This is a genomic window from Streptomyces sp. NPDC048419 (assembly GCF_043200415.1).
In the GTDB taxonomy this organism is placed as follows: Bacteria; Actinomycetota; Actinomycetes; order Streptomycetales; family Streptomycetaceae; genus Streptomyces.
The window spans coordinates 470,157-492,320 of record NZ_JBICXT010000004.1 but is presented as its reverse complement, the minus strand read 5'-3'; the positions used below and the strand labels follow the sequence as shown (position 1 = coordinate 492,320).

At 72.3% G+C, this 22,164-nt stretch carries 20 protein-coding genes; 12 read left to right on the top strand and 8 right to left on the bottom strand.

Annotation, left to right across the window (positions count from 1 at the left end; genetic code table 11):
* Positions 1-101 precede the first annotated feature (101 nt).
* Positions 102-1,019 carry an alpha/beta hydrolase gene (locus tag ACGFYN_RS12620; RefSeq protein WP_393865774.1) on the bottom strand — a complete coding sequence of 306 codons (918 nt, stop codon included), beginning with the start codon at positions 1,017-1,019 and terminating at the stop codon, positions 102-104.
* Positions 1,020-1,143: 124 nt separating this feature from the next.
* Here ACGFYN_RS12620 and ACGFYN_RS12615 point away from each other — a divergent pair, with 124 nt between their 5' ends.
* The 6 genes from ACGFYN_RS12615 to ACGFYN_RS12590 all read left to right on the top strand — a co-directional run bounded on the left by ACGFYN_RS12615 (position 1,144) and on the right by ACGFYN_RS12590 (position 8,530).
* Positions 1,144-3,135 carry a BTAD domain-containing putative transcriptional regulator gene (locus ACGFYN_RS12615; protein WP_393865773.1) on the top strand — a complete coding sequence of 664 codons (1,992 nt, stop codon included), beginning with the start codon at positions 1,144-1,146 and terminating at the stop codon, positions 3,133-3,135.
* Positions 3,136-3,274: 139 nt separating this feature from the next.
* A complete protein-coding gene (locus ACGFYN_RS12610; RefSeq protein ID WP_393865772.1) occupies positions 3,275-4,753 on the top strand; it encodes a glutamate--cysteine ligase in 1,479 nt (492 codons plus the stop codon).
* A 129-nt stretch (positions 4,754-4,882) separates the two neighbouring features.
* Positions 4,883-5,389 carry a SigE family RNA polymerase sigma factor gene (locus ACGFYN_RS12605; protein ID WP_393865771.1) on the top strand — a complete coding sequence of 169 codons (507 nt, stop codon included), beginning with the start codon at positions 4,883-4,885 and terminating at the stop codon, positions 5,387-5,389.
* 10 nt (positions 5,390-5,399) lie between these two features.
* A complete protein-coding gene (locus ACGFYN_RS12600; RefSeq protein ID WP_393865770.1) occupies positions 5,400-5,915 on the top strand; it encodes a hypothetical protein in 516 nt (171 codons plus the stop codon).
* Between the two features lie 132 nt (positions 5,916-6,047).
* Positions 6,048-7,265, top strand: a complete 1,218-nt coding sequence (locus ACGFYN_RS12595) for a glycosyltransferase (protein WP_393865825.1) — start codon at positions 6,048-6,050, stop codon at positions 7,263-7,265.
* A complete protein-coding gene (locus tag ACGFYN_RS12590) occupies positions 7,262-8,530 on the top strand; it encodes a hypothetical protein (protein WP_393865769.1) in 1,269 nt (422 codons plus the stop codon). Before ACGFYN_RS12595 ends, ACGFYN_RS12590 begins: the two co-directional genes overlap by 4 nt.
* Positions 8,531-8,557: 27 nt before the next feature.
* Here the strand turns inward: ACGFYN_RS12590 and ACGFYN_RS12585 are convergent, their stop codons facing one another.
* Positions 8,558-9,736 (bottom strand): FAD-dependent monooxygenase, encoded by a 1,179-nt coding sequence (locus ACGFYN_RS12585; RefSeq protein ID WP_393865768.1) that lies wholly within the window; start codon positions 9,734-9,736, stop codon positions 8,558-8,560.
* A gap of 279 nt (positions 9,737-10,015) precedes the next feature.
* Between ACGFYN_RS12585 and ACGFYN_RS12580 the strand changes: the two genes are divergently transcribed.
* From ACGFYN_RS12580 to ACGFYN_RS12565, 4 genes are all read left to right on the top strand, one after another.
* Positions 10,016-10,975 (top strand): LysR family transcriptional regulator, encoded by a 960-nt coding sequence (locus ACGFYN_RS12580; protein ID WP_393865767.1) that lies wholly within the window; start codon positions 10,016-10,018, stop codon positions 10,973-10,975.
* 162 nt (positions 10,976-11,137) lie between these two features.
* Entirely contained in the window at positions 11,138-13,111 is a 1,974-nt protein-coding gene (locus ACGFYN_RS12575) for a collagenase (protein WP_393865766.1), read from the top strand.
* A gap of 57 nt (positions 13,112-13,168) precedes the next feature.
* The gene (locus tag ACGFYN_RS12570; protein WP_393865765.1) at positions 13,169-13,927 is read left to right on the top strand and encodes an IclR family transcriptional regulator; all 759 of its coding nucleotides are present in this window, start codon (positions 13,169-13,171) and stop codon (positions 13,925-13,927) included.
* A gap of 115 nt (positions 13,928-14,042) precedes the next feature.
* A complete protein-coding gene (locus tag ACGFYN_RS12565) occupies positions 14,043-15,245 on the top strand; it encodes a PP2C family protein-serine/threonine phosphatase (protein ID WP_393865764.1) in 1,203 nt (400 codons plus the stop codon).
* A gap of 36 nt (positions 15,246-15,281) precedes the next feature.
* On the opposite strand, the gene ACGFYN_RS12560 is transcribed toward ACGFYN_RS12565, so the two are convergent.
* The 3 genes from ACGFYN_RS12560 to ACGFYN_RS12550 all read right to left on the bottom strand — a co-directional run bounded on the left by ACGFYN_RS12560 (position 15,282) and on the right by ACGFYN_RS12550 (position 18,025).
* Entirely contained in the window at positions 15,282-16,394 is a 1,113-nt protein-coding gene (locus ACGFYN_RS12560; RefSeq protein ID WP_393865763.1) for a Gfo/Idh/MocA family protein, read from the bottom strand.
* Complete coding sequence (locus ACGFYN_RS12555) at positions 16,364-17,074, bottom strand: ThuA domain-containing protein (RefSeq protein WP_393865824.1); 711 nt, start codon at positions 17,072-17,074, stop codon at positions 16,364-16,366. The genes ACGFYN_RS12560 and ACGFYN_RS12555 overlap by 31 nt, the downstream gene beginning before the upstream one ends.
* 99 nt (positions 17,075-17,173) lie before the next feature.
* Entirely contained in the window at positions 17,174-18,025 is an 852-nt protein-coding gene (locus tag ACGFYN_RS12550; protein ID WP_393865762.1) for a class I SAM-dependent methyltransferase, read from the bottom strand.
* A gap of 75 nt (positions 18,026-18,100) precedes the next feature.
* On the opposite strand from ACGFYN_RS12550, the gene ACGFYN_RS12545 reads away from it, so the two are divergent.
* A complete protein-coding gene (locus ACGFYN_RS12545; protein ID WP_393865761.1) occupies positions 18,101-18,553 on the top strand; it encodes a helix-turn-helix domain-containing protein in 453 nt (150 codons plus the stop codon).
* A 1-nt stretch (position 18,554) separates the two neighbouring features.
* On the opposite strand, the gene ACGFYN_RS12540 is transcribed toward ACGFYN_RS12545, so the two are convergent.
* Together ACGFYN_RS12540 and ACGFYN_RS12535 are read right to left on the bottom strand one after the other, a co-directional pair.
* The gene (locus ACGFYN_RS12540; protein ID WP_393865760.1) at positions 18,555-18,845 is read right to left on the bottom strand and encodes a hypothetical protein; all 291 of its coding nucleotides are present in this window, start codon (positions 18,843-18,845) and stop codon (positions 18,555-18,557) included.
* A 544-nt stretch (positions 18,846-19,389) separates the two neighbouring features.
* Positions 19,390-19,785 (bottom strand): winged helix-turn-helix transcriptional regulator, encoded by a 396-nt coding sequence (locus tag ACGFYN_RS12535; protein ID WP_393865759.1) that lies wholly within the window; start codon positions 19,783-19,785, stop codon positions 19,390-19,392.
* A 152-nt stretch (positions 19,786-19,937) separates the two neighbouring features.
* Here ACGFYN_RS12535 and ACGFYN_RS12530 point away from each other — a divergent pair, with 152 nt between their 5' ends.
* Positions 19,938-20,783, top strand: coding sequence for an SDR family oxidoreductase (locus ACGFYN_RS12530; RefSeq protein WP_393865758.1), 846 nt, complete (start codon positions 19,938-19,940; stop codon positions 20,781-20,783).
* 81 nt (positions 20,784-20,864) lie between these two features.
* On the opposite strand, the gene ACGFYN_RS12525 is transcribed toward ACGFYN_RS12530, so the two are convergent.
* Entirely contained in the window at positions 20,865-21,998 is a 1,134-nt protein-coding gene (locus tag ACGFYN_RS12525) for a S1 family peptidase (RefSeq protein ID WP_393865823.1), read from the bottom strand.
* Positions 21,999-22,164: the final 166 nt, after the last annotated feature.

Sequence of the window (22,164 nt, the reverse complement as noted above, 5' to 3'; positions counted from 1 at the left end):
GTGGAAGCCGTGCGACCAGGCACGACGTGGTCCTCAAAGGCGACGTCAGTCTACCCCGGCTGCGCCTGTAACGTTTTTCGCGTTCGTGCCCGGAGACGGTCTCAGCGCGCGAGCAGCTTCCTGAGTTCGTCGGCGACCTGCTCCGGGGCCTCCTCGGCCATGAAGTGGCCGAATCCGACGGTGCGGTGGGCCAGTTGCGGAGCCCAGGGCGACCACAGGTCGCGGGCGTCGAAGCCGAGGGCCGCGCCCCAGTCCTGCTGGAGCACGTTCACCGGCATCGTCAGCACCTTGCCCGCGTCCCGGTCGGCCCGGTCGTGCTCCAGGTCGACGTGGGCGGAGGCCCGGTAGTCGGCGACGATCGACGGCACCGCCGCGCGGCAGGCGTCCAGGTACGCGGCGCGCACGGAGGCCGGAATCGTCTCGGGACCACCGCCCCACAGGTCCAGGAAGTGACCGAAGAAGAGATCCGGCTCGGCGGCGATCATCCGCTCGGGCAGGCCCGGCGGCTGGGCCATCAGGTAGAGGTGGAAGCCCACCGCGGCGTCCACGCCGTGCATCACCTGCCACATGTCCAGCGTCGGCAGGACGTCCAGGCAGGCCAGATGTGTGACGGCGGCCGGGTGGTCGAGTCCGGCGCGGAAGGCGACCAGGGCGCCGCGGTCGTGCCCGGCCAGCGCGAACCGCTCGTGGCCGAGGGCGCGGGCCAGCTCCAGGACGTCGGCGGCCATGGTGCGCTTGCTGTAGGCCGACCCGTCGGTGTCGGCGGGCTTGTCGCTGGCGCCGTAACCGCGCAGGTCGGGGCAGACCACGGTGTGGTCCGCCGCGAGGTCGGCCGCGACGTGGCGCCACATCAGGTGCGTCTGCGGGAAGCCGTGCAGCAACACGATCGGGCTGCCCGAGCCGCCGACGGCGGCGTGCAGTGCGACCCCGTCGGCGACCTGGACGCGGTGGTGCTCGAAGCCGTGGATGCCGACGGGCTCGGCGGATGCGGATGTCGCGGAGTGCGTGCGGGAAGTCACGGTGCGCTGCTTTCGTCGGTGTCGAGGGCCGCCGCCTGGGGGCGGGCACGACGAGCGTCCCGCGCGCGAATCAGCATCCGATCAGCACGTACTGTGGCCGGTGAGGCAGGCGCGGGAGGCGAGGATGGAGCCGATCACCTTCGGTGTGCTCGGGCCGGTGACGGCCTGGGACTGCGCGGGCGACGCCTTGCCGCTCAAGGGCCCACGGCACCGGGCGGTGCTGGCCCGGCTGATCACGGCGCGCCGGCGCGTGGTCCCCCTCGCCCGTCTCGTCGAGGACCTGTGGGACGAGCCCGGCACGGGTTCCGCCGGGGCCGTGCAGACCTTCGTCGCCGACCTGCGCCGCGCCCTGGAACCGGACCGCCCGTCCCGCGCACCGGCCCGGCTGCTGGTGACGGAGGGCCCCGGTTACGCGCTGCGCGCCGCGCCGGGCGCCGTGGACGCCTGGCGGTTCGAGGCGGCGGTCACCGACGCGGCCAAGCTGCCGCCCGCGCAGGCGCTCCAACAGCTCGACGCGGCACTGGAGTTGTGGCGCGGCCCCGCTTACGCCGGGTTCGCGCACGAGGACTGGGCGCGGGGCGAGCGTTCCCGCCTGTCCGAGCTGCGGCTCGGCGTAGTGGAGCAACGGGCCCGGGCCCGGCTGGACTTGGGCCCGGCGGCCGAGGCCGTACCCGACCTCCACGCCCATGTGGCCGAGCATCCCTGGCGGGAGGAGGGCTGGCGGCTGCTGGCCCTCGCGCTGTACCGCACCGGCCGTCAGGCGGACGCGCTCGCCGTGCTGCGCCGGGCCCGGACCATGCTGGCCGAGGAGTTGGGCGTGGACCCCGGGCCCGGGCTGCGGCGCCTGGAGGCGGACATCCTCACGCAGGACCCCTGCCTCGCCCTCCCGGCCGGGCCAAAGAGCGCGGCGGCCCGACTGTGGACCCAGGTGGCCACGGACTACGACCGTACGGTCGCGGCGGGCGCCCGGGCCCGGCTGGAGTCCACCGTCCAGCTGGTCCGCAATCTCGCGGTGACCGGAGGCGGCGGCCTGCGGGCGGCCCAGGAGCACCGCCTCGCGGCCGTGACCGCGGCGGAGGAGTTCGGCGACCCGGTCCTGACGGCACGGGTCATCGGCGCCTATGACGTCCCCGCGATCTGGACCCGTGGCGACGACCCCGAGCAGGCGCGGCAGATCGTCGCGGCCGCCGAGCGCACCCTGGCCGCGCTGCCGCGAGGCGGCGCGCACGCCGCGGCGCGCGGCAGGCTCCTGGCCACCGTCGCCCTGGAGATGCGCGGCACCCGTTCCCCGCGCGGTCCGCAGGCCGCACGCGAGGCGGAGGACATCGCCCGCAGCCTGGACGACCCCACCCTGCTGGCGTTCGCCCTCAACGGCGCCTTCATGCAGTCCTGCACCCGCGCGGGGCTCGCGGCGCGGCGCGACACCATCGGCGCGCGACTGGTCGAACTGGGGGCACGCCACGGCCTGGAGAACTTCGAGGTGCTCGGCCGTCTCATCCGCATGCAGGCCCGCAGCGCGCTCGCCGACTTCACGGCCGCCAACGCACACGCCGCCGCCGCGGACCGGCTGGCCGAGCGCCATGAGCGGCCGCTGGTCGGCGTCTTCACCCAGTGGTACGGCGCACTGCGGCTGGCCGCCACCGGGTGGACGCCCGGGGCCGAGGCCGCCTACGAGGCCGCCGCGGAGCGACTGCGGGGCTGCGGCATGCCGGGCGTCGAGCACGGCCTCGTCCCCCTCACCCGGTTCTGCCTGCGCCTGGCGGACGGCCGCACTTCGGCGCGGCAGGCCGCCGAACACGTCGACCCGGACGACGACTGGGGCCCGTATCGCCCATGGATCGAGCCGTACGTCCACCTGCGCACCGGCGCCCGCAAAGACGCGGCGGAGCTGCTGCACGCCGCACCGGAACCGCCCGCCGACCTGCTCTACGAGGCGCTGTGCTGCCTCCAGGCCGCGGTCGCGCTGGAACTCGGCGACCGCACCACACTGGCCCGGCTGCACACCTGCCTCTCCCCGGCCACGGGTGAACTCGCCGGAGCGGGCAGCGGATTGATCAGCCTTGGCCCGGTTGACCGCTGGCTGACCGCGATGAGCGAGGTATCTCACTCGAAGTAGCCGAATCATCGCTCTTTGCGACCAAAGGGCCGTGCCTCGCCCGCGGTCCCGGGGCACCGCCGATCGACAACTGTCCGGGAACCGCACGAAGTGCGACTCTGGGACGAGAGGTGACCGCCGAGGGGACTCGGGAGGGCCCATGGGACGTGACGTACCCGCCCTGGTGTTCACGCGCGAGGACCGGCGTCGCTACCGGGACAAGATGCACACGTGTCTCGACGTGCTGGCGCAGATGCTGCGTGAGTCCGGCTTCGAGAGCGAGCGTCCCCAGGTCGGGCTGGAGATCGAGCTCAACCTGGTCGACGGCGACGGACGGCCGGCGATGCGGAACACCGAGGTGCTCCAGGCGATCGCCGACCCCGCCTGGTCGAGCGAGCTGGGCCGCTTCAACCTGGAGATCAACATCCCGCCGCGGCAGCTGACCGCGGGCGGTCCCGGCGCCTGGGAGCAGGAGATCCGCGACGCCCTCAACCACGCCGAGGAGCGCGCGGCGGCCCTGGGCGCACACATGATCATGATCGGGATCCTGCCGACCCTCGGCGAGGACGACGTGGGGGAGACCGCCCTGTCCGGCGATCCGCGCTACCGGCTGCTCAACGAGCAGATCTTCGCGGCACGCGGCGAGGACCTTCGGATCCGGGTCGACGGGGTCGAGAACCTGTCGATGTACGCCGACGCCATCACCCCGGAGGCCGCCTGCACCAGCACCCAGTTCCATCTCCAGGTCGCGCCCAAGGAGTTCGCGGACTACTGGAACGCCGCCCAGGCCGTCGCGGGCGTCCAGACAGCCCTGGCCGCCAACTCGCCCTACCTCTTCGGCAGGGAACTGTGGCGCGAGACCCGTGTCCCGCTCTTCGAGCAGGCCACCGACACCCGCCCCCAGGAGATCAAGGCCCAGGGCGTACGGCCCCGCGTGTGGTTCGGGGAGCGGTGGATCACCAGCGTCTTCGATCTGTTCGAGGAGAACGTGCGCTACTTCCCTGCGCTGCTGCCGCTGTGCGACGACGAGGACCCGCAGCGGACGCTCGACACCGGCGGCGTTCCGGAGCTGGGCGAACTGACCCTGCACAACGGCACGATCTACCGCTGGAACCGGCCCGTCTACGCCGTCACCGACAGCGGCCCGCACCTGCGCATCGAGAACCGGGTGCTGCCCGCCGGACCCACCGTGGCCGACATCATCGCCAACGGCGCCTTCTACTACGGCCTGACGCGCGCCCTGGTCGACGACGACCGGCCGGTGTGGACCCGGATGTCCTTCGCGGTCGCCGAGGAGAACCTGCACGCCGCGGCCCGCGACGGCATCGACGCCCGGCTGTACTGGCCAGGCAGCGGCGAAGTGCCGGTCACCGAGCTGGTGTTGCGGCGTCTGCTGCCCGAGGCGCACCGGGGCCTCGAACTGGCCGGCATGGACGCGGCCTGGCGGGAACCCCTCCTGGGCATCATCGAGCAGCGCTGCGTCACCGCCCGCAACGGCGCCCTGTGGCAGGCCGAGACCGTCCACCACCTGGAGAAGTCCGCCACCTCCGACCGCCGGGAGGCACTGCGGCGGATGACCACCACGTACATGGACTACATGCATCTCAACGCGCCCGCGCACACATGGCCCGTGGATTGACCGGTCCGCCCGGGGACCGGCCGGCCGGCGTCCGATGTAACCCGGATCACAAGGGTGCACTGCATCGTGACGGGGTGCCCAACGTCTTTCCCTGGGTGTAGGGGGCTGGTCGGAACAGGGACGGTGCGTGTGGAACAGAGTCGAGCCGAAGGGTTCGACGGGTTCGTGGCGGCTCGCTGGTCGGCGCTCTTCCACCTCGCCCGTCTGCTCGTGGGAGGCGATCGGCACCGGGCCGAGGACCTGCTCCAGGAAGCCCTGGTCAAGCTCTGGTTCGTCTGGCCCAAGATCGCCGACGAGGCCCCCGAGGCCTACGTGCGCAAGGTGCTGGCGCGGGCGGCGGCGCGCTCGGCGCGGCGGCGCTGGTGGGGCGAGCGCCCGGTCGAGCAGCTGCCGGACCTGCCCGCGGCCGGTGACGTGTCCGCCGCCGTGGCGGAGCGCTCGCAGCTGGAGTCCGCGCTGGCCCAACTGCCGCCGCGGCAGCGGGCCGCGGTGGTGCTGCGCTACTACCAGGACCTGCCCGAGAAGCAGGTCGCCGAGGCGCTGGGGTGCCCGGTGGGCACCGCCCGCTCCCATGCGTCGCGTGGCGTGGCCCGGCTGCGCCGCATCCTGTCCGACGTCATCGAGCCGGTGGGGTGAAGGGGAGCCGATGGATCACTTCGAGCGGGAGCTCGCGCGGATGATGCGCGACTCCCAGGAGTACACCCCCTTCGAGGCGGAGGACCGGCTGCGACTGCGGGCCGGTGTGCAGGCCCGCCGCCGGGTCCGCACGGCGCAGAAGGCGGCCGGTTCGGTCCTGGCCGTCGCCGGACTCGGCCTCGGCTTCTTCATGCTGCCCCACGACCCGGGCGAGAACAGGCCGCAGGCACCGCACCCGCGGCCCGCGACGAGCCCGGTGTCCCCGAGCCCGGCCCCGACGGACACGTCGGCGCCCCCGAGCGCCACCGCGACCGAGAGCCCCACCGGGGCGGCAGGGCTGCCGTCCGCTCCGGCCACGACGCCGACGTCGACGGGCACTTCGGACACGACGACCTCCGCCCCGCCCCCGACCGGGACCGGGACGGCGCTCCCCGGTGACACCGGGACGCCCACCGCACCGGCGACACCCACGGGCACGCCGTCGACGGTGCGGGCATCCGCGACGGGTTCGGCGGACTCCGGGTAACGCGCCGCACCACACCACACCTCTCCGACCCCCTCCTGACCCCACTTCGTCATCCGCATCGCACAACCGCCGTGCGTGCCTTCGGCATGCCCCGCGCCAGAACCCGAAACGGGATGGAACGTGACAAACCTGATGGACCACCTGCCGCTCCGAACGCCGCTGCCGGCGCACCAGCGCGAGCCCGTCCTGGACGTGGTCGTGCCGGTGTTCAACGAGCAGGCGGACCTGGAGCGGTGCGTACGACGACTGCACGCGCACCTGCGGGAGACGTTCCCGTACCCCTTCCGGATCACCGTCGCGGACAACGCCAGCACCGACGCGACCCCGCAGATCGCGGCCCGGCTCGCCGCCGAACTGCCCGAGGTGCAGTGGCTGCGGCTGACCGAGAAGGGTCGCGGCCGCGCGCTGCACGCCGCCTGGTCGGGCTCACGGGCGCCCGTGCTCGCCTACCTCGACGTCGACCTGTCGACCGACCTGGCCGCACTGCTGCCGCTGGTCGCCCCGCTGATCTCCGGGCACTCCGACATCGCCATCGGCACCCGGCTGGCCCGCGGCTCCCGGGTGGTGCGCGGACCCCGGCGCGAGGTCATCTCCCGTTGCTACAACGCCCTGTTGCGCTCCACCCTGGCGGTGGGCTTCTCCGACGCACAGTGCGGGTTCAAGGCGGTGCGACGCGACGTCGCCGAACGGCTGCTGCCCCTGGTGCAGGACTCCGGGTGGTTCTTCGACACGGAGCTCCTGGTGATTGCCGAGCGGGCCGGACTGCGCATCCACGAGGTGCCGGTCGACTGGATCGACGACCCCGACAGCCGCGTCGACATCCTGGCCACCGCCCTGGCCGACCTGCGCGGCATCGCCAGGATCGGCCGCGCCCTGGCTCGCGGCGCACTCCCGACGGCCGGACTGCGCCGCGGCGACGACGCGCCGCCGGGCGGTCTGGCCGGCCAGTTGCTGCGTTTCTGCGCCGTGGGAGCCGTCAGCACGCTCGGATACGTACTGCTGTATGTGGCGCTGCGCCCGGCGACGGGACCACAGGCCGCCAACGCGGGCGCGCTGCTGCTGTGCGCCCTCGCCAACACGGCCGCCAACCGGCGCCTCACCTTCGGACTGCGCGGCCGCGGCGGGGCGCTGCGTCACCACGCCAAGGGCCTGCTGGTCTTCGCGGTCGGCCTGGCCCTCACCAGCGGATCGCTCGCCGCCCTGCAGCACCTGACGCCCGGGGCGGCACGCTCCACCGAGACAGGGCTGCTCGTCGCCGCCAACCTGGCCGCGACCCTCCTGCGCTTTCTGCTGCTGCGCGCCTGGGTGTTCCCGGCCCGCCGCCGACAGACGGGATCCCAGGCCGCATGAACGACACCCTGAACCCGGTCGCCCGCCCCGACGCCTTCTCACTCCTGCGCACCGGCAGGGACCGCCTCCCCCACCTCCGCACGGCGGTCCGGCGTCACGTCCGGCACTACGGCCCCGTCCTGGCCATGTACGGCGTACCGAAGCTCATCGGCTTCACCGTCTTCCTGCAACTGCTCGACTCCACCGGGGAGTTCCGCAGGAAGGACCCGCGCTTCGGCGGCGGCGCGCACGCCTGGGACGTCCTGGCCAGCTGGGACGGCTGGTGGTACCAGCAGATCGCCGCCCACGGCTACGACCCCGCGCTCGTCCGGATCCCCGGAGCCTCCGGCCTGATCACCCTGGAAGGCAACTCGGCGGCGTTCTTCCCGCTCTACCCGGCGGCGATGCGGCTGGTCTCCGACTGCACGGGCCTCGGCCTCTACGGCGCGGGACTGCTGGTGTCGATCCTCGCGTCGTTCGCCGCCGCACTCGGCGTCCACGCCGTCACGGCCCGCTTCGGCGGCCGGCGCGCCGGGCTCGCCGCGGCCGGACTGTGGGCCGTCTGGCCCGGCTCCGGCACCGAGTGGTCCGGGTATTCGGAGTCCCTGTACGTCGCCCTCGCCGTCTGGGCCTGCCACGCCGTCCTGACCGACCGCTGGCTGACCGCGGGCGTGCTCACCTTCGCCGCAGGACTGAGCCGCCCCACCGCGCTCGCGCTCGTCGCCGCCCTCACCGTCGCCGCGCTGCGGACACTGCACCGCCGGCAGGACGACGTCGCGCGCCCGATGACCGCGATCCTCGTCGCGCCGCTGGGCCTCGCGGGCTACCTCCTCTGGGCCGGCGACCGGATGGGCGACCTCACCGGCTACTTCAGACTCCAGAAGGGCGCCTGGGCCCACACCTTCGACTACGGCAGGCAGACGCTCGACGTCTTCACCAACCTCGCCGTGGGCCGCACCGACTACCTCTTCCCGTGCCTGGTCGAGGACCTCGTCGGCGTCCTGACCGTCCTGCTGGGCCTGCTGCTGATCCCGCTCCTGATCCGGTTGCGCCCGCCGTCCGTGTTGACCGTCTACACGGTCCTCACCTTCATCCTGGTCCTCGGCAGCCAGCAGATCTTCGGCAACGTCTCGCGCTATCTGCTCCCCGCCTTCCCCCTGTTCATCCCGCTCGCCGTCCGCCTGCGCACCGTCGGGCTTCCCGTGCTGTGCGGACTGCTCGCCGTCACCGCGGTGGCGTCGGGCTCGTACGCGGGATATGTGCTGTTCGAACTCGGCGTCCCCTAGCCGAAGCGACCGGTTCTGTACGGGAGTTCACGATCCCGCCGGCTCGTCCAGGACGTCGGTGCCCCACGCCGTGGCCACCGGCATGAAACGGTGCTCGGCCGCGTACGCCGCCATGCGGGCGTTGCGCTCCTGGGCCGCGGGCCCGTCCGGCAGGTGGAACTCCGCGCCCGCCTGGGCGGATCTGGCCTGCATGCCGGTGGCGTGCGGCAGGCGCCGGCGCTCGTACCGGTCGAGGGCGGCGGGCACGTCGTCGGGCGTCGCGTCCGCCAGGCAGTCGCCGAGTACGGCGGCGTCCAGGATGGCCTGGGCCGCGCCCTGGGCCTGGAAGGGCACCATCGCGTGGGCGCTGTCGCCCAGCAGGGTCACCCGTCCCACGCGCCACCGGGTGAGCGGGGCGCGGGTGTAGATGCCGTAGCGGAAGACCTGGCCCGCGCGTTCCAGGACGCTGAGGACCCGGGCGTCCCAGCCGTCGAACTCGCGCAGCTGCTCTCCGGGTTCGGCCTGGGCGGTCCACGACTCCTGCGCGGCTTCGGTGCCGAACACGGCGACGACGTTGAGGAGTTCGCCGCGGCGCAGCCAGTAGTGGACGAAGTGCCGGCCGGGGCCGAGCCAGATGCCGGTGTCCGGCAGGCCCAGATCGGCCACCTCGCCGGCCGGGAGCAGTGCCCGGTAGGCGGCGGTCCCGGAGAACACCGCCTCGTCGGCGCCGAAGAGCCACTGGCGGGCGGCGGACCGGATGCCGTCCGCGGCGACGACCAGGTCCGCCACCAGACGCTCGCCGCCGGCCGTCCGCACGCAGGCGGACTTCTCGTCCTGGTCGATCCCCACGACGAGGGTGTTCAGCCGCACCCACCCGGGCGGCACCGCTGCCGCCAACACGTCGCGCAGATCGGCCCGGTGGACCTGCAGATAGGGCGCCCCGAACTCCTCCTCGACCTCGCGGCCCAGCGCGTAGCCGCAGATCTCGGTCCCGTCGGACCAGGTGCGGAAGCTCGCCACGGCGGGGTGGGCGGACTGCGCGGCGACCGCGTCGAGCAGGCCCAGCCGGCTCAGCTCGCGGGTGGCGTTGGGCGCGAGCTGGATCCCGGCGCCCAGCTCCGTGAACCGCGGTGTCTGCTCGACCAGGGTGACCTCGTGGCCGGCGCGGCGCAGACTCAGTGCCGCGGCGAGTCCTCCGATGCCCGCCCCCACGACGATCGCTCGCATGGCACGACCTCACTTCGACGGACTCGCGGGCCCCGTACGGTGGGAAACAGGCTACCGAGCACAACTCCGGTATCTGAGAAGGCATTTCCGGCCAAGGTTGACGCCGGCTTTACCCCTTGGACCGGCTTCACCTCATAGGCCGACGTGGCGCAGCGGTGGCCGACCGGTGTCTTGTGCGCGCCCCGGCCTGCTGGAACGCTTCCCTTCCGCCGGCCGTGACCAGGCCGCGGAACGACACGGGCTCGGCCAGGTGCGCGACGGCGGCGGGGGAGCGGACGGATGGAGCTGGAGCTCCGGCATCTGCGGGTGCTGTGCGCGATCGCCGACGCGGGAGGCGTGGGCCGGGCCGCGGCGGACCTCGGGTACTCACAACCCGCCGTGAGCGCCCAACTCCGCCGGATCGAGCGCTACTTCGGCGAGCCGCTCTTCGAGCGCGGTGCGACGGGCGTGCGGCCGACGCCGTACTGCGTCGAGGTCGTGGCCCAGGCGCGCGACGTGCTGACCCGTGCCGCCGCCATCGGCTGCCGTCCGGCCGCCGCAGGGGCGCGGGTGCGCAGAACCGTGCGGGTGGCGGCCACCAACTCCCCGGTGCTGTCCGGCATGGTCTCGCGGGTCCGGGCCCGACTGCCGGACGTCGCGCTCGCCGTGAGCAGCGTCTACGCCTCCTCGCGGATCGTCGAACTCCTGGAGGACGGCGCGGTGGACGCGGCCGTCGCCGCCGACTACCCGGGGAGGGAACTGACGCACTCGGACGCGGTGACGCACCGCGGCATCGTCACCGAACCCACCTTCGTGGCGCTGCCCGCCCGCCACCGCCTGGCCCACCGCGCGCAGATCCCGCTGGCCGAACTGGCCGGAGAGGCATGGTTTCTGACGCCGGACGACGGAGCGGGCTGGCCGGGCGTCTTCCACACGGCCTGCGCGGCGGCCGGGTTCGCGCCCGTCGCCGTACACGAATTCCTCGGTGACCAGATGCAGTTGCAAGGGATGATCGCCGACGGACTCGGGGTGTCCGTCGTGCAGGCGACGCTGCGGCCGATCCCGGAGGTGGTGATCAGGCCACTGGCCGGTACGCCGCTGTGGTGCCGGTACGTGCTGGCCTGGCGGCCTGACGCGGTGGCCGGAGAGGTGGCGGAGACGCTGTTCCAGTGCGCGACCGCCGCGTACCGCGAACTCGCCGGACGGTCACCGCACTTGAGGGACTGGGTGACGCGGACGTGGCGTGGGGGTGGGGCGTAGGCGGGCTCCGGGTCGTGGTGGGCGTGGGGGTCGTGGGTGTTATGGCTTGCCGCCGCACAGTGCTATGTCACATTCCATTGTTGGCGCGCGCCGTCGCTGAGAAGGTTCCTCACGCGCCTCAGCCCCCGCAGTGAGGCGCATCCCCCCGTGAAGGAGCCAGAGATGCGCCACCGCTTCACGCTGCCCCGACGCACGTCCGTCACCCTCGCCGTCTGCGCCACCCTCACCGGCCTGCTGTCGGCTCCGGCGCTCGCGGCACCCCCACCACGACACGGCGGCACTCCCACGACCGTGACCCGTCCACTGACGGCGACGCCCCCGCCGACCGGCTCGACCGCGGACACGGCCGCCCCCACCGACCACCCCGCCGTACAGGACCGCCCGCTCACCGCGGCGCAGCTGCCGCCCCTGCGGCCGAGCACACCAACTGCCCGGCACAGCAAGGAGAATGTGCGCAAAGCACCTCCGAAATCGGGCTCCTGCACCCCGGCCGACTTCGCGCGCCGGACCGGCTCCGCCCTCGTCACCTTCGTCGAGGCCTCGACCACGGACTGCGTCAACAGCCTGTTCGCCGTGACCGGTTCCGACGCCGGTGGCGTCTTCCACGAGGCACAGATGGTCACCGTGGCGACCGCCTTCACACACGAGGCGCGGCGCTACCAGGGCGACGACTCAGGCGGCGTGTGGCAGCTCGTGCTGTTCCTGCGGGCCGGCTACTACGTGCAGTTCAACCACCCCGACGACGTCGGCCCGTACGGCGCGCGCCTCGCCCGGGCCACCACGTACGGCCTGGATGCCTTCTTCGCCAACCAGCACGCCCGCGACGTCACCGCGGCAAACGGAGACGTCCTGGGTGAGGCGGTCGTCCTCACCGACAGCGCCGACCAGCAGGCCCGCTACCTGAGCGTCTATCAGCGGCTGCTCGACGCCTACGACAGTTCCTACGACACCGTCGGCAGCATGGTCGCGGCCGTCAACGACGTCTACACCCCGCTCTGGCGCGGCAATTGGAACCCCGTCTACGTCGACGCGGTCGCGGCCGACCCGAGCGTCGTGCGGACGCTGCGCGCCTTCGCGCTCGGGCATCTGGACCTGCTGGGCACCGACCGCGGTTATCTGGACTCCAACGCCGGTATGAACGTGGCACGTTACGTCGAGCACGCCGCGCTGCGCGACACCGTCCGGCCCCTAGCCAAGGACCTGCTCGACGCCTCGGAGATCACCGGCCCCACCGCCGGTCTGTGGGTCGCCGTGGCCACCCAGGCCGACGCCTACGACCGCGCCGACTGCGCGTACTACGGCATCTGCGACCTGCCCACCCGGCTGACCGACGCCGCCCTTCCGATCACCCACACCTGCGACGCGAGCCGCACCGTCAGGGCGCAGGCGCTCACGCCCGCCGACCTCGACGCCGTGTGCGCCGGCCTGCGCGCCCAGGACCCGTACTTCGACGACGTCGTCAAGGACGACGGCCCCATACCGGACCAGTACCTGTCGACCGTCGAACTCGTCGTCTTCGGCAGCCGTGCGGACTACCAGACCTACGCCGGGGCGATTTACGGCGTCAGCACGGACAACGGCGGCATCACGCTGACAGGAGACCCGTCCGACCCCGCCGACCAGCCGCTGTCGATCATGTACCAGAAGGAAACCGACGACGGCTTCCCGGCCCGCGTCTGGAACCTCAACCACGAGTACACGCACGTCCTCGACGCCCGCTACGACATGAAGGGCGACTTCGCCCGGCAGACGTCGGTGCCGGACGTGTGGTGGATCGAGGGCCTGGCCGAATACGTCTCCTACGGCTACCGCGGCCTCACCGACGAGCAGGCGGTCACGGAGGCGGGCAGGCACACCTACCGGCTGAGCACGCTGTTCCAGAACACCTATGCCAACAGCGACGTGACCCGCACCTATCCCTGGGGCTATCTGGCGGTCCGGTACATGGCCGAGCGGCACCCCGAGGACATCCAGCGCATGCTCGCCCGCTTCCGCGTGGGCGACTACGCGGGCGGACACGCCGTCTACGCCACCGGCATCGGCACCCGCTACGACGCCGACTTCGACCAGTGGCTCACGGCGTGCGCCGCGGGCGCCTGCGCCGCGCCCGGCCACACCGTGGTCCGTACGTCCTGACCGGTGCGCCGCCCCGCTCACGTTGCCCACTCCGGCCGCTTGCCGCACGCTTGAGGCATGGGTGCGGACGACGGCCCCACGCTGATCACGTCCGTCCAGCGGGCCTTCCGGCTGCTGGAGGCGGTGAGCGCGCACGAGAACGGCGCGCCGGCGAAACAGCTGGCACGTGAGACGGGGCTGCCCCTGGCCACGGCCTACCACCTGCTGCGGACCCTGGTCCACGACGGCTACCTGCGCAAGCTCGGCGACGGCGGGTTCGTCCTCGGGGACCGGATGCAGACGCTGCAGACCACGGGCCGTGCCCAGGCACTGCTCAGCCGGGTCCGCCCCACGCTGGCCGCGCTGCGGGACGAACTCGGGGCCGCGGCGTATCTCACCTTCTACGAGGACGGCGAGATCCGGGTCGCCGAGATCGTCGACAGTCCCCGGGCGCCCCGCGTCGACCTCTGGGTGGGTTTCGAGGACGCGGGGCACGCGACCGCCCTCGGCAAGTCCGTCCTGCGGGAACTCGACGAGGAGGACCGCATGGACTACCTCTCCCGGCACCACCTCGCCGACCTCACCCCTCGGACGATCACCAGCCTGCCCGAGCTGTTGAGGCGACTGGACGCCCCGGCCGAGGCCCCGGCCGTCACGGACCTGGAGGAGTACGCCCTGGGTACGGTCTGCGTCGCCGTGCCCGTCCACAGCGGGGAGACGCTCGGATCCCTCGGTGTCTCGCTGCCCGTGGAGCGGCTGCACCGCATGCCGGACATCCGGGAGCGGCTGATCCCGACCGCGGGCAGGGTGACGAGGGGTATGTCGCTCACTATCTGAAAATCCTCTTCTTGTGAGGGCCCGAGGCGAGGCCTTTTCCTGGATGAACCAGGCATTTCGTCGTCGCGCCCCCAGATCTGGTGCGCGCAACACAGAAGAGGACAGCGAAAGACTCATGAGCCAGGCCCGCCAGCGTGACGACGGCCGCCGGCCCATATGGTCGCGCGGGTACCGAGCCGCCGGTCGGGAGGTCCCGGCCCGCAGGCGGGCCCTCGCCCAGCTGACGGCGACGGCGCCCATCCTGCCGGTCCTGATCGTCACCGTGATCGTCCTTGTCGATCTGGCGGGCGGAGCCGGTACGTGCTGGCTGCCGCTGCTCGCGGCCGGGCCCGCCCTGGCCGCCACCACCAACGGGCCGCGTGGAGTCCTGTGCGTCGGACTGCTCGCCCTGGTGCTGGGCGCGACCCTCGGTGCCTGGGACGGCAATCCGCACCAGGAGCTGGCGGCCGTACTGTCCGCCCTGGTGGCCGTCACCCTGGCGAGTGCCCTGGCCAGCAGGCTGCGGGCCGGCCGCGAACGGGTGCTGGCGGCCGTGCGCTCGGTCGCGGAGACCGCCCAGCACGCCCTGCTCAAGCCCGTACCGCAGACCGTCGGCCCGTTCCAGGTCGCCGTCCGCTACAGCGCGGCGGCGGCCGAGGCCCGGATCGGTGGCGATCTGTACGCGTTGATCCCCACGCCGTACGGGGTGCGGATGATCGTCGGCGACGTGCGCGGCAAGGGGCTGCCGGCCGTGGGCACCGCCGCGCTGGTGCTCGGTGTCTTCCGCGAGGCCGCCTGGGACGAGCCCGATCTGCTCGCCGTCGTCGACCGGATCGAGCGGAGCCTCGCGCGCAACCTCGGCAGCGACGACTTCGTCACCGCCGTGGTCGCCGGTCACCCGGGGCCGGGGCAGCTGGAGATGGTCAACTGCGGGCACGCGCCGCCGCTGCTGGTGCGCGCCTCCGGCGACGTCGAGGCCGTGGAGCCCACCCAGCCGGCCCCGCCCCTCGGACTGCGCGCCCTCGCCGATCACGCTCCCGGCCTTCAGGTGCTGCCCTTCGCGGACGGGGACCAGCTGCTGCTCTACACGGACGGCGTCACCGAGGCCCGCGACGGCGGCCGCGAGTTCTACCCCCTCGACGAGGGTCTGGCCCGCCACGTCTGCGACGACCCCGCCCGCACCCTCGACGCGCTCCACGACGAACTGCTGGACCACGTGGGCGGCCGCCTCCACGACGACGCGGCACTGCTCCTGATCCGCAAGCCGGCGGATTCCCGGCCGGCGACGGCAGCCGGGGCCGGGGCGGGCGGCAGGGACGTGCCCGCCGAGGCGGCGTGACGCCAGTCGTCCCGGGTGTTCACCTCGCCGCAGTACTCAGCGTGCTGCGGGCCGGTCCCGCCACTGCTCGGCGGTTGTGAGCGGAACCAGGGCGGACGCCGCAGTCGTCGTCAGCTCGACCCGCCGGCCCTCGGCCGACGAGCGCAGGAGGGCGGTCATCGTCTCCAGCACGTGCAGGGCGAGATCACCGCCGGCCCGCGGCCCCCGCGCCTCGTCGGCGGCGATGAAGTCGAGCAGGCCGACGCCGCGTGCGCCCTCGGCGTATCCCGCCGACGGCGGCAGCGTGCGCCACTGCGCGCCGCCGAGCTCGAAGATCCGGACCTCGCCGTCGAAGCAGTTGGGATCCGGCACCGAGAGGGTCCCCGTCTCGCCGTGGACCTCGATCGGCGCGGCCGTGGTCACGACGCCGTCGAAGCTCGTGGTGATCGTCGTCAGGGCCCCGCTCGCGTGTTCCAGCACGCCGGAGACATGACTGTCCACCTCCACCGGTATCCGCTCGCCCGCTCGCGGGCCGGAACCGATGACGCGCTCGGTCCGCAGCCGGCTGGACGCCCCGGTCACGGATCGCACCGGACCCAGCAGGTGGACCAGGGACGCCAGGTAGTACGGCCCCATGTCGAGCAGGGGGCCGCCGCCGGGGGCGTAGTAGAAGTCGGGCTGGGGATGCCAGCGCTCGTGGCCCGGCGTCACCATCACGGCCGTGGCGAACAGCGGCCGCCCGACGGCCCCCGCCTCCACGGCCGCCCGCGCCGTCTGGATGCCGGTGCCCAGCACGGTGTCCGGCGCGCACCCCACGCCGACGCCCGCCTTCGCGGCCACCTCCAGGACGGCCCGCGCGTCGTCGAGCGTGGCGGCCAGGGGCTTCTCCCCGTAGACGTGCTTCCCGCGGGCGACGGCGCCGAGGGCGATCTCGGCGTGGGCGGCCGGAACGGTGAGGTTCAGCACCGTGTCCACCTCCGGGCTGCTCAGCAGCTCCTCGACGGTGAGCGCCGTCGCACCGGGCAGCCCGGCGGCGACGGAGGCCGACCGCGCGGCGTCGAGATCGGCGACCGCGGTGACGCGTACGGAGGGGTGGCCGGCGAGCGTGTCCAGGTACGCGCGCGAGATGACGCCGAGCCCTACGACGCCGATGCGGTGCGCGTCGCCCACAGCATGCCCCTCTCGATGACGGTGCGGACGTTCGGGTTCTCCAGGACGTCCAGGCTGTGCCCCGGAGTCGTCACCACGATCCGCCCGGCACCCCAGCGGCGGGTCCAGATCGCGGGAACGGTCACGGGCCGGTGCCACGGCTGCCACGAGCGGGCCGGGTGCGTGGTGGTGGCCAGGACGTCGATCAGGTCGTCGTGCAGCACCCAGTACTGCTCGGTGCACAGCTCGAAGTCCTCGATGCCCGCGGTGACGGGGTGCTCGCGGCCGAGTTCGGTGACGCTGACGACGTGCGGCAGGAAGTTGTCCTCCGCCTCGCCCCGGCGCTCGCACGGCTCCTTGCCCGGGTGGGTCGCGAACTGGCCGCCCACCAGATGGAGATAGTCGGAGGAGGCGCGGAACGAGTCGACGATGCCGCCGTGCCAGCCGGTGAAACCGGTACCGGCCTCGACCGCCGAGGTCAGCCCCGACAACTGCTCGGCGGTGATCTCCGACATCGAGATGCACTGCACCACGAGGTCCGTGCCTGCCATCTCGGCGGCGTCGGCGTAGACCTCGGTCGACTCCTCGATCCGGACGGTGAAATCGTTTTTCTCGAGGAAGGGCAGGAACAACTCCGTCGCCTCGACCGGCCGGTGCCCCTCCCATCCGCCGCGAACGATCAGGGCCTTCTTGCGCGTCATCATGTTCCTCACCCCGGACAACGGAGTCCTCACTATGCGCCAGTCGGCCGGGCGGGGGGAAGGGTGCTTGGATCAACGAAAAGTTTCGAGGCGCCCAGCTCAGGAGGCGACGGAGGCGGAGGACGCCCGGGCGTCCACGACCCACACGGCCGCGGTGAAGCGGACGTCCGAGCCCTGTACGAAGGTGTCGAAGGCGGCGCGGACCTTCTCGACGACCTCCTCGCGTGTCCGGTCCTCCAGTTCGCCCATGACCTGGCTCAGCGGGCCCAGCCGGGTGAAGTAGCTCTCCAGTGCCGCCTCGGGCAGGACACACTCCACGTCGGCCGGCCGGATGTCGATCCCGGACCAGCCGCTCTCGGCCAGGATGCGGCGGACCCTGTCCGCGTCCGCGAAGGCGAACTGTCCGGGCCGGCCCGGGCTGCGGGCCGGTAGGTCGACCAGTGGTGCGGCGGCGCGCTCGGCCGTCGTCATGAACGGGTTCTCCTCGGGGCCGCGCCACACGACGAGCCGGAGCCGGCCGTCGTCCGTCACCGCCCGCCGGAGATTCGCGAACGCCTTGACGGAGTCGCCGAAGAACATGACACCGAAGCGTGAGACGACGGCGTCGAAGACAGCGGGCTCGAACGGATGGTCCTGTGCGTCGGCATGGATGAACGACGCGGGTGTGCCCTCTCGTTCGGCGCGCTCCTGGGCTGCCATGACCAGCGGTTCGGAGATGTCGACGCCGACACTGTGTCCCGCCGGGCCGAGCCGTCTGGCCACGGCCAGGGTGACAGCGCCGGTGCCGCATCCGACGTCGAGCACGCGACGAGGCTGATCGGCGGGCACGGCATCGGTGAGCAGAGGTTCGAGGTGCCGGAACATACCGTCCAGCACGGGCTGCAGATCGACCCAGGCGTGACCGCCGGGCCCGTTCCAGCGATCGCCGTAGGTCCCAGACGTGGCATCCATGATCGTCTCCTTCTCGTTGCGTCCGTCCGGCCGGGATGACACCGTGCCACTTCAAGTCGACTTGAGGTAAAGAGAATGACAGAGCTGGACATAGCCGAGGTGGCACAGCGCGCCGGGGTTCCCGCCTCGACACTGCGCTTCTACGAGGAGAAGGGGCTGATCGCCGCGAGCGGCAGGCGTGGCCTGCGAAGGCAGTACGACCCCGCCGTGCTGGACCGGCTGGCGCTGATCGCGCTGGGGCGCACCGCCGGCTTCTCGCTCGACGAGATCGCGCGCATGTTCGCGCCGGACGGACGACCGGCGCTCGACCGGGAGATGCTCGCGGCCAGGGCGGAGGAGCTGGACGACACGATCCGCGAACTCGGCGTCCTACGTGACTCCCTGCGCCACGCCGCGGCCTGCCCCGCACCGAGCCACGCCGAGTGCCCCACCTTCCGCCGCCTCCTCGAAGCGGCCGCGTCCAGGGCTGTCGCCGCACCGAGAAGGCGGACCGGCCTCACGTCTCGGACGACCGGCAATGCCAGATGATCTACCCGGGCGCTCCGGCACCCTGGGACTCGCCGCCGCCGTCAGCAACGGACTTGAGGAGATGACGGCAGACGAAGCCGCGCCAGAGGGTTACGGCACCGGCTTTGGTCCCGGCGTGCCGGCCGCTGTAGCCGATCAGTTCCTTGTCCGGCGACCCCAGTGCGTCGAAGAGGGCGAGTTGGCCGTCCCTGGGGAACACCTCGTCGTACCACTGGACGTGGAACAGGGCCGGGGCGGTGATGCGCGAGGCGTCCGCCGTCATGCGCTCCGCGGCGTCCAACCCCCGGTGCATGTCCGGAGCTTGCCGGAGTCCGAACTTTCCGAGGACGACGCAGCGCAGTCGATCGCCCAGGGCGGCCGCAAGGGGAATGCCGAACCGAGTTCCCATGGACATCCCCAGGTAGGCGAGGCGATCAGCGTCCGCGAGCCCAGTGGCATGGAGCGCGGCTACGGACGCCCGCCAGTCGTGCGTCATCCGATCGAGCACGTTCTCGATCCCCTCGGCGGCGATCCGGGCCTGATATTCCGGTGCGGGCAGCGGACTTGGGACCCGGTCGCCGTGATACGGCCCGTCGATCGCGAGTACGGCACAACCGGCCTGTGCAGCGAACCACCGACCCAGGCCGCAGTTCCGCTCACTTCTCTTGTGCCCGCTGCCACCGTGCCCCAGCAGGACCAGGGGAGGGGGCGGCGAGTCGGCCGGAGGAGGCAGCCACACCGCACCCGGAACGGTGTGCGCATCCCGGCCGAGGGGGAGGCGAAATGTGCGCTCTGCCGAACCACCTTCCCGAGCAAGGTAGTCGACCCACTCGATGGCATCGTCACCGGACACGCGATCACGCCGAGTCGGCGTCGTAGTGCAGCCGGGCCTGTTCGACCCGGTCGAGATTGGTGGCGGCCCATTCGGAGAGATGCGCGAACAACGGGGCGAGGCTGCGGCCGAGTTCGCTGATCTCGTACTCGACACGGGGCGGCACCTCCGGGTGATACGTGCGCACGACGAGACCGTCGCGTTCCAACTGGCGTAGCCGCTGGGTCAGTACCTTCGGCGTGATCTTCGCGATGCGCCGCTCCAGCTCGACGAAGCGCTGCCGGCCGTAAGTGTGGAGGCTCCACAGGATCGGCGTGGTCCAGCGGCTGAACACGATGTCCACGACCGGGCTGATGGGGCAGGCAACTTCCGGATCGGTCACGGCGGTTGCCGTCCGGGTCCTCTCGTCGGGCATGTGCATCCCTCCGGGATAGCCACTTTCCTGTAGGTACCTACTATACCGGCGGTGTTAGCGTCCTCAAGGCGCCCGGACGACGGGTCCGAGCGGCGCCTCCGCCCGCTCGGGCTTTATCAAAAAGACGCCAACCATGCGTCGGAGCAAGGGAGTTGGCCATGATCGTAGTGACGGGGGCGACGGGCAATGTGGGCCGATCGCTCGTGCAGAGCCTCGCGGCAGCCGGTCGGCAGGTGACCGCTACCTCCCGCAGCATCTCGGCCGCCGACGTACCGCAAGGAGTGCGCCACCACCCGGCGGACCTCACCGACCCGGACACCCTTCGGCCCGCCTTCGAAGGCGCTGACGCGTTGTTCCTCCAAAACGGCGGTTCCAGCGCCCACTTGCTGGACCCGTACGCCATCCTCGACGTGGCCAAGGCCGCCGGCATCACGCGCGTCGTGCTGCTGTCCTCCCAAGGAGCCGCGACCCGGCCCGAGTCCGCCTCCCACGGGGGCACGGCACGTGCCATCGAGGACGCCGTGAAGCAGTCGGCCCCGGACTGGACGATCCTGCGCCCCAGCGGATTCGACTCCAACGCCTACGCCTGGGCCGAAACCATCCGCTCCCGACGCGTCGTCGCCGCACCCTTCGCCGACGTCGGCCTGCCCATGATCGACCCGGCCGACATCGCCGAGGTCGCCGCCGCGACGCTGCGCGGGGACGGCCACGCCGGACGGATCCACGAACTCACCGGCCCCGCCCTCGTCACGCCCCGCCAAGCGGCCCAGGCCATCGGCGACGCCCTCGGCGAACCGGTCCGCCTCGACGAGCTGACCCGAGCCGAAGCGCGCGCCCAGATGTTGCAGTTCATGCCCGGGCCCGTGGTCGACACCACCCTCGACATCCTCGGTACACCGACCCCGGCCGAGCAGCGTGTCAGTCCCGACGCCGAACAACTCCTCGGCCGCCGGCCGCGCACGTTCGCCGACTGGGCGCACGACCACACCTCCGCTTTCCGATAGACGCGGCGACAGCCCCCTCGTGACGAACGGGCTTCCCCGGCCCATGCCCGGCGAAGCCCGTTCAGCCGCGGTGGCAAAGGATCACGCGGTGTGCAGCGTCAGCCCGTAGCGGTTGAGGATCTCGTTGATGGGCTGGTACCAGGTCTCGCCGCCGGAGCTGCAGTCGCCCCAGCCGCCGGAGGTGACGCCCTGGGCCTGGTCGCCGCTGATGAAGGAGCCGCCGGAGTCACCGGGTTCGGCGCAGACGTTCGTCTTCGTCATCTGATGGACTGCGCCCTGGCTGTAGTTGACCGTCTCGTTCTTGGCCAGGACGGTGCCGCAGTGCCAGTGCGAGGTGGAGCCGGAGCGGCAGATGGACGCGCCGACGGGCGCCTCGGCGGAGCCGCGGACGAGCTGGTCGGACACCGTGCCCCAGCCGAGGACGACCGGGACGGTCCACCAGCCGCTGCCGACGTTGACCCAGGAGTAGTCGTTGTCCGGGAACGACGAGCCCTGGAAGTTGCCGACGTACGAGTGGTCCCAGCCGTACACCGCGCCGGTGTGCTGGTCGCAGTGCCCGGCGGAGACGAAGCCGCCGTACACCGAGAAGCCTATGGAGCAGCGGACGTTGCCGGTGTAGTACGGGTCGCCGCCGACGGTGCCGGCCGCGAGTGTCTGCGGTGCCTTGGCCGTGTGCTGCACGGTGACCGGGCCGGTCCTGCGTGCCTGCGCCAGGAAGGCGCGGACATCGTTGTCATTCCGGTGCGCGGTGACGACGTCCACGACGACCTTGTTCGCCTTGGTGTCGACGTACCAGTTGCTGACGCCGGCGGGCGCGGACAGGGCGTCGATGCGGGCCTTCGCCGCGTCGAGCTGCCGCGCGCTGTGCTGGACGAGGCGTATGGACGCGCCGGTGGCGCGTACGGCGCCGGTGTCCGCGCCGCGGGTGACGGCCACGGTCAGCGTGCCGCTCCCGGCGTCGAACCAGGAGCCGCCGTAGGAGGAGCCGGCGGCGTGCTTCGCCTTCCGCTCGACGGCCGTCGCCGTCTTCTCCGCGGCCAGCCGCGCCTCGGCCTGGCTCTTCGTCAGGCCGAAGTCGTGCTGCATCGCGGACAGGAGCGAGGCGGAGGCGGGCGCTTCGGCGGTAGGCGCGGGGGCGCCGGCGGCGGACGCCGGCTGAGTGTTCACGGTCGCCCAGGTGCCCAGCAGGAGGAGTGCGGGCAGGGCTGTGCGCATCGCTGTTGTGCGTCTCAAGGCAGTGGCCCCTTCGTTGTTCCAGCAAAGGTGGGGGTGGAACAGCAGAACGTGAGAGCGCTCTCAGGCGTGCGTGGCCGAGCATAGCTGGGGATCATGGACAGGTCCATGCCAATGCCGGGCCGGGCTGGGCGGGGTCGGGCATCGG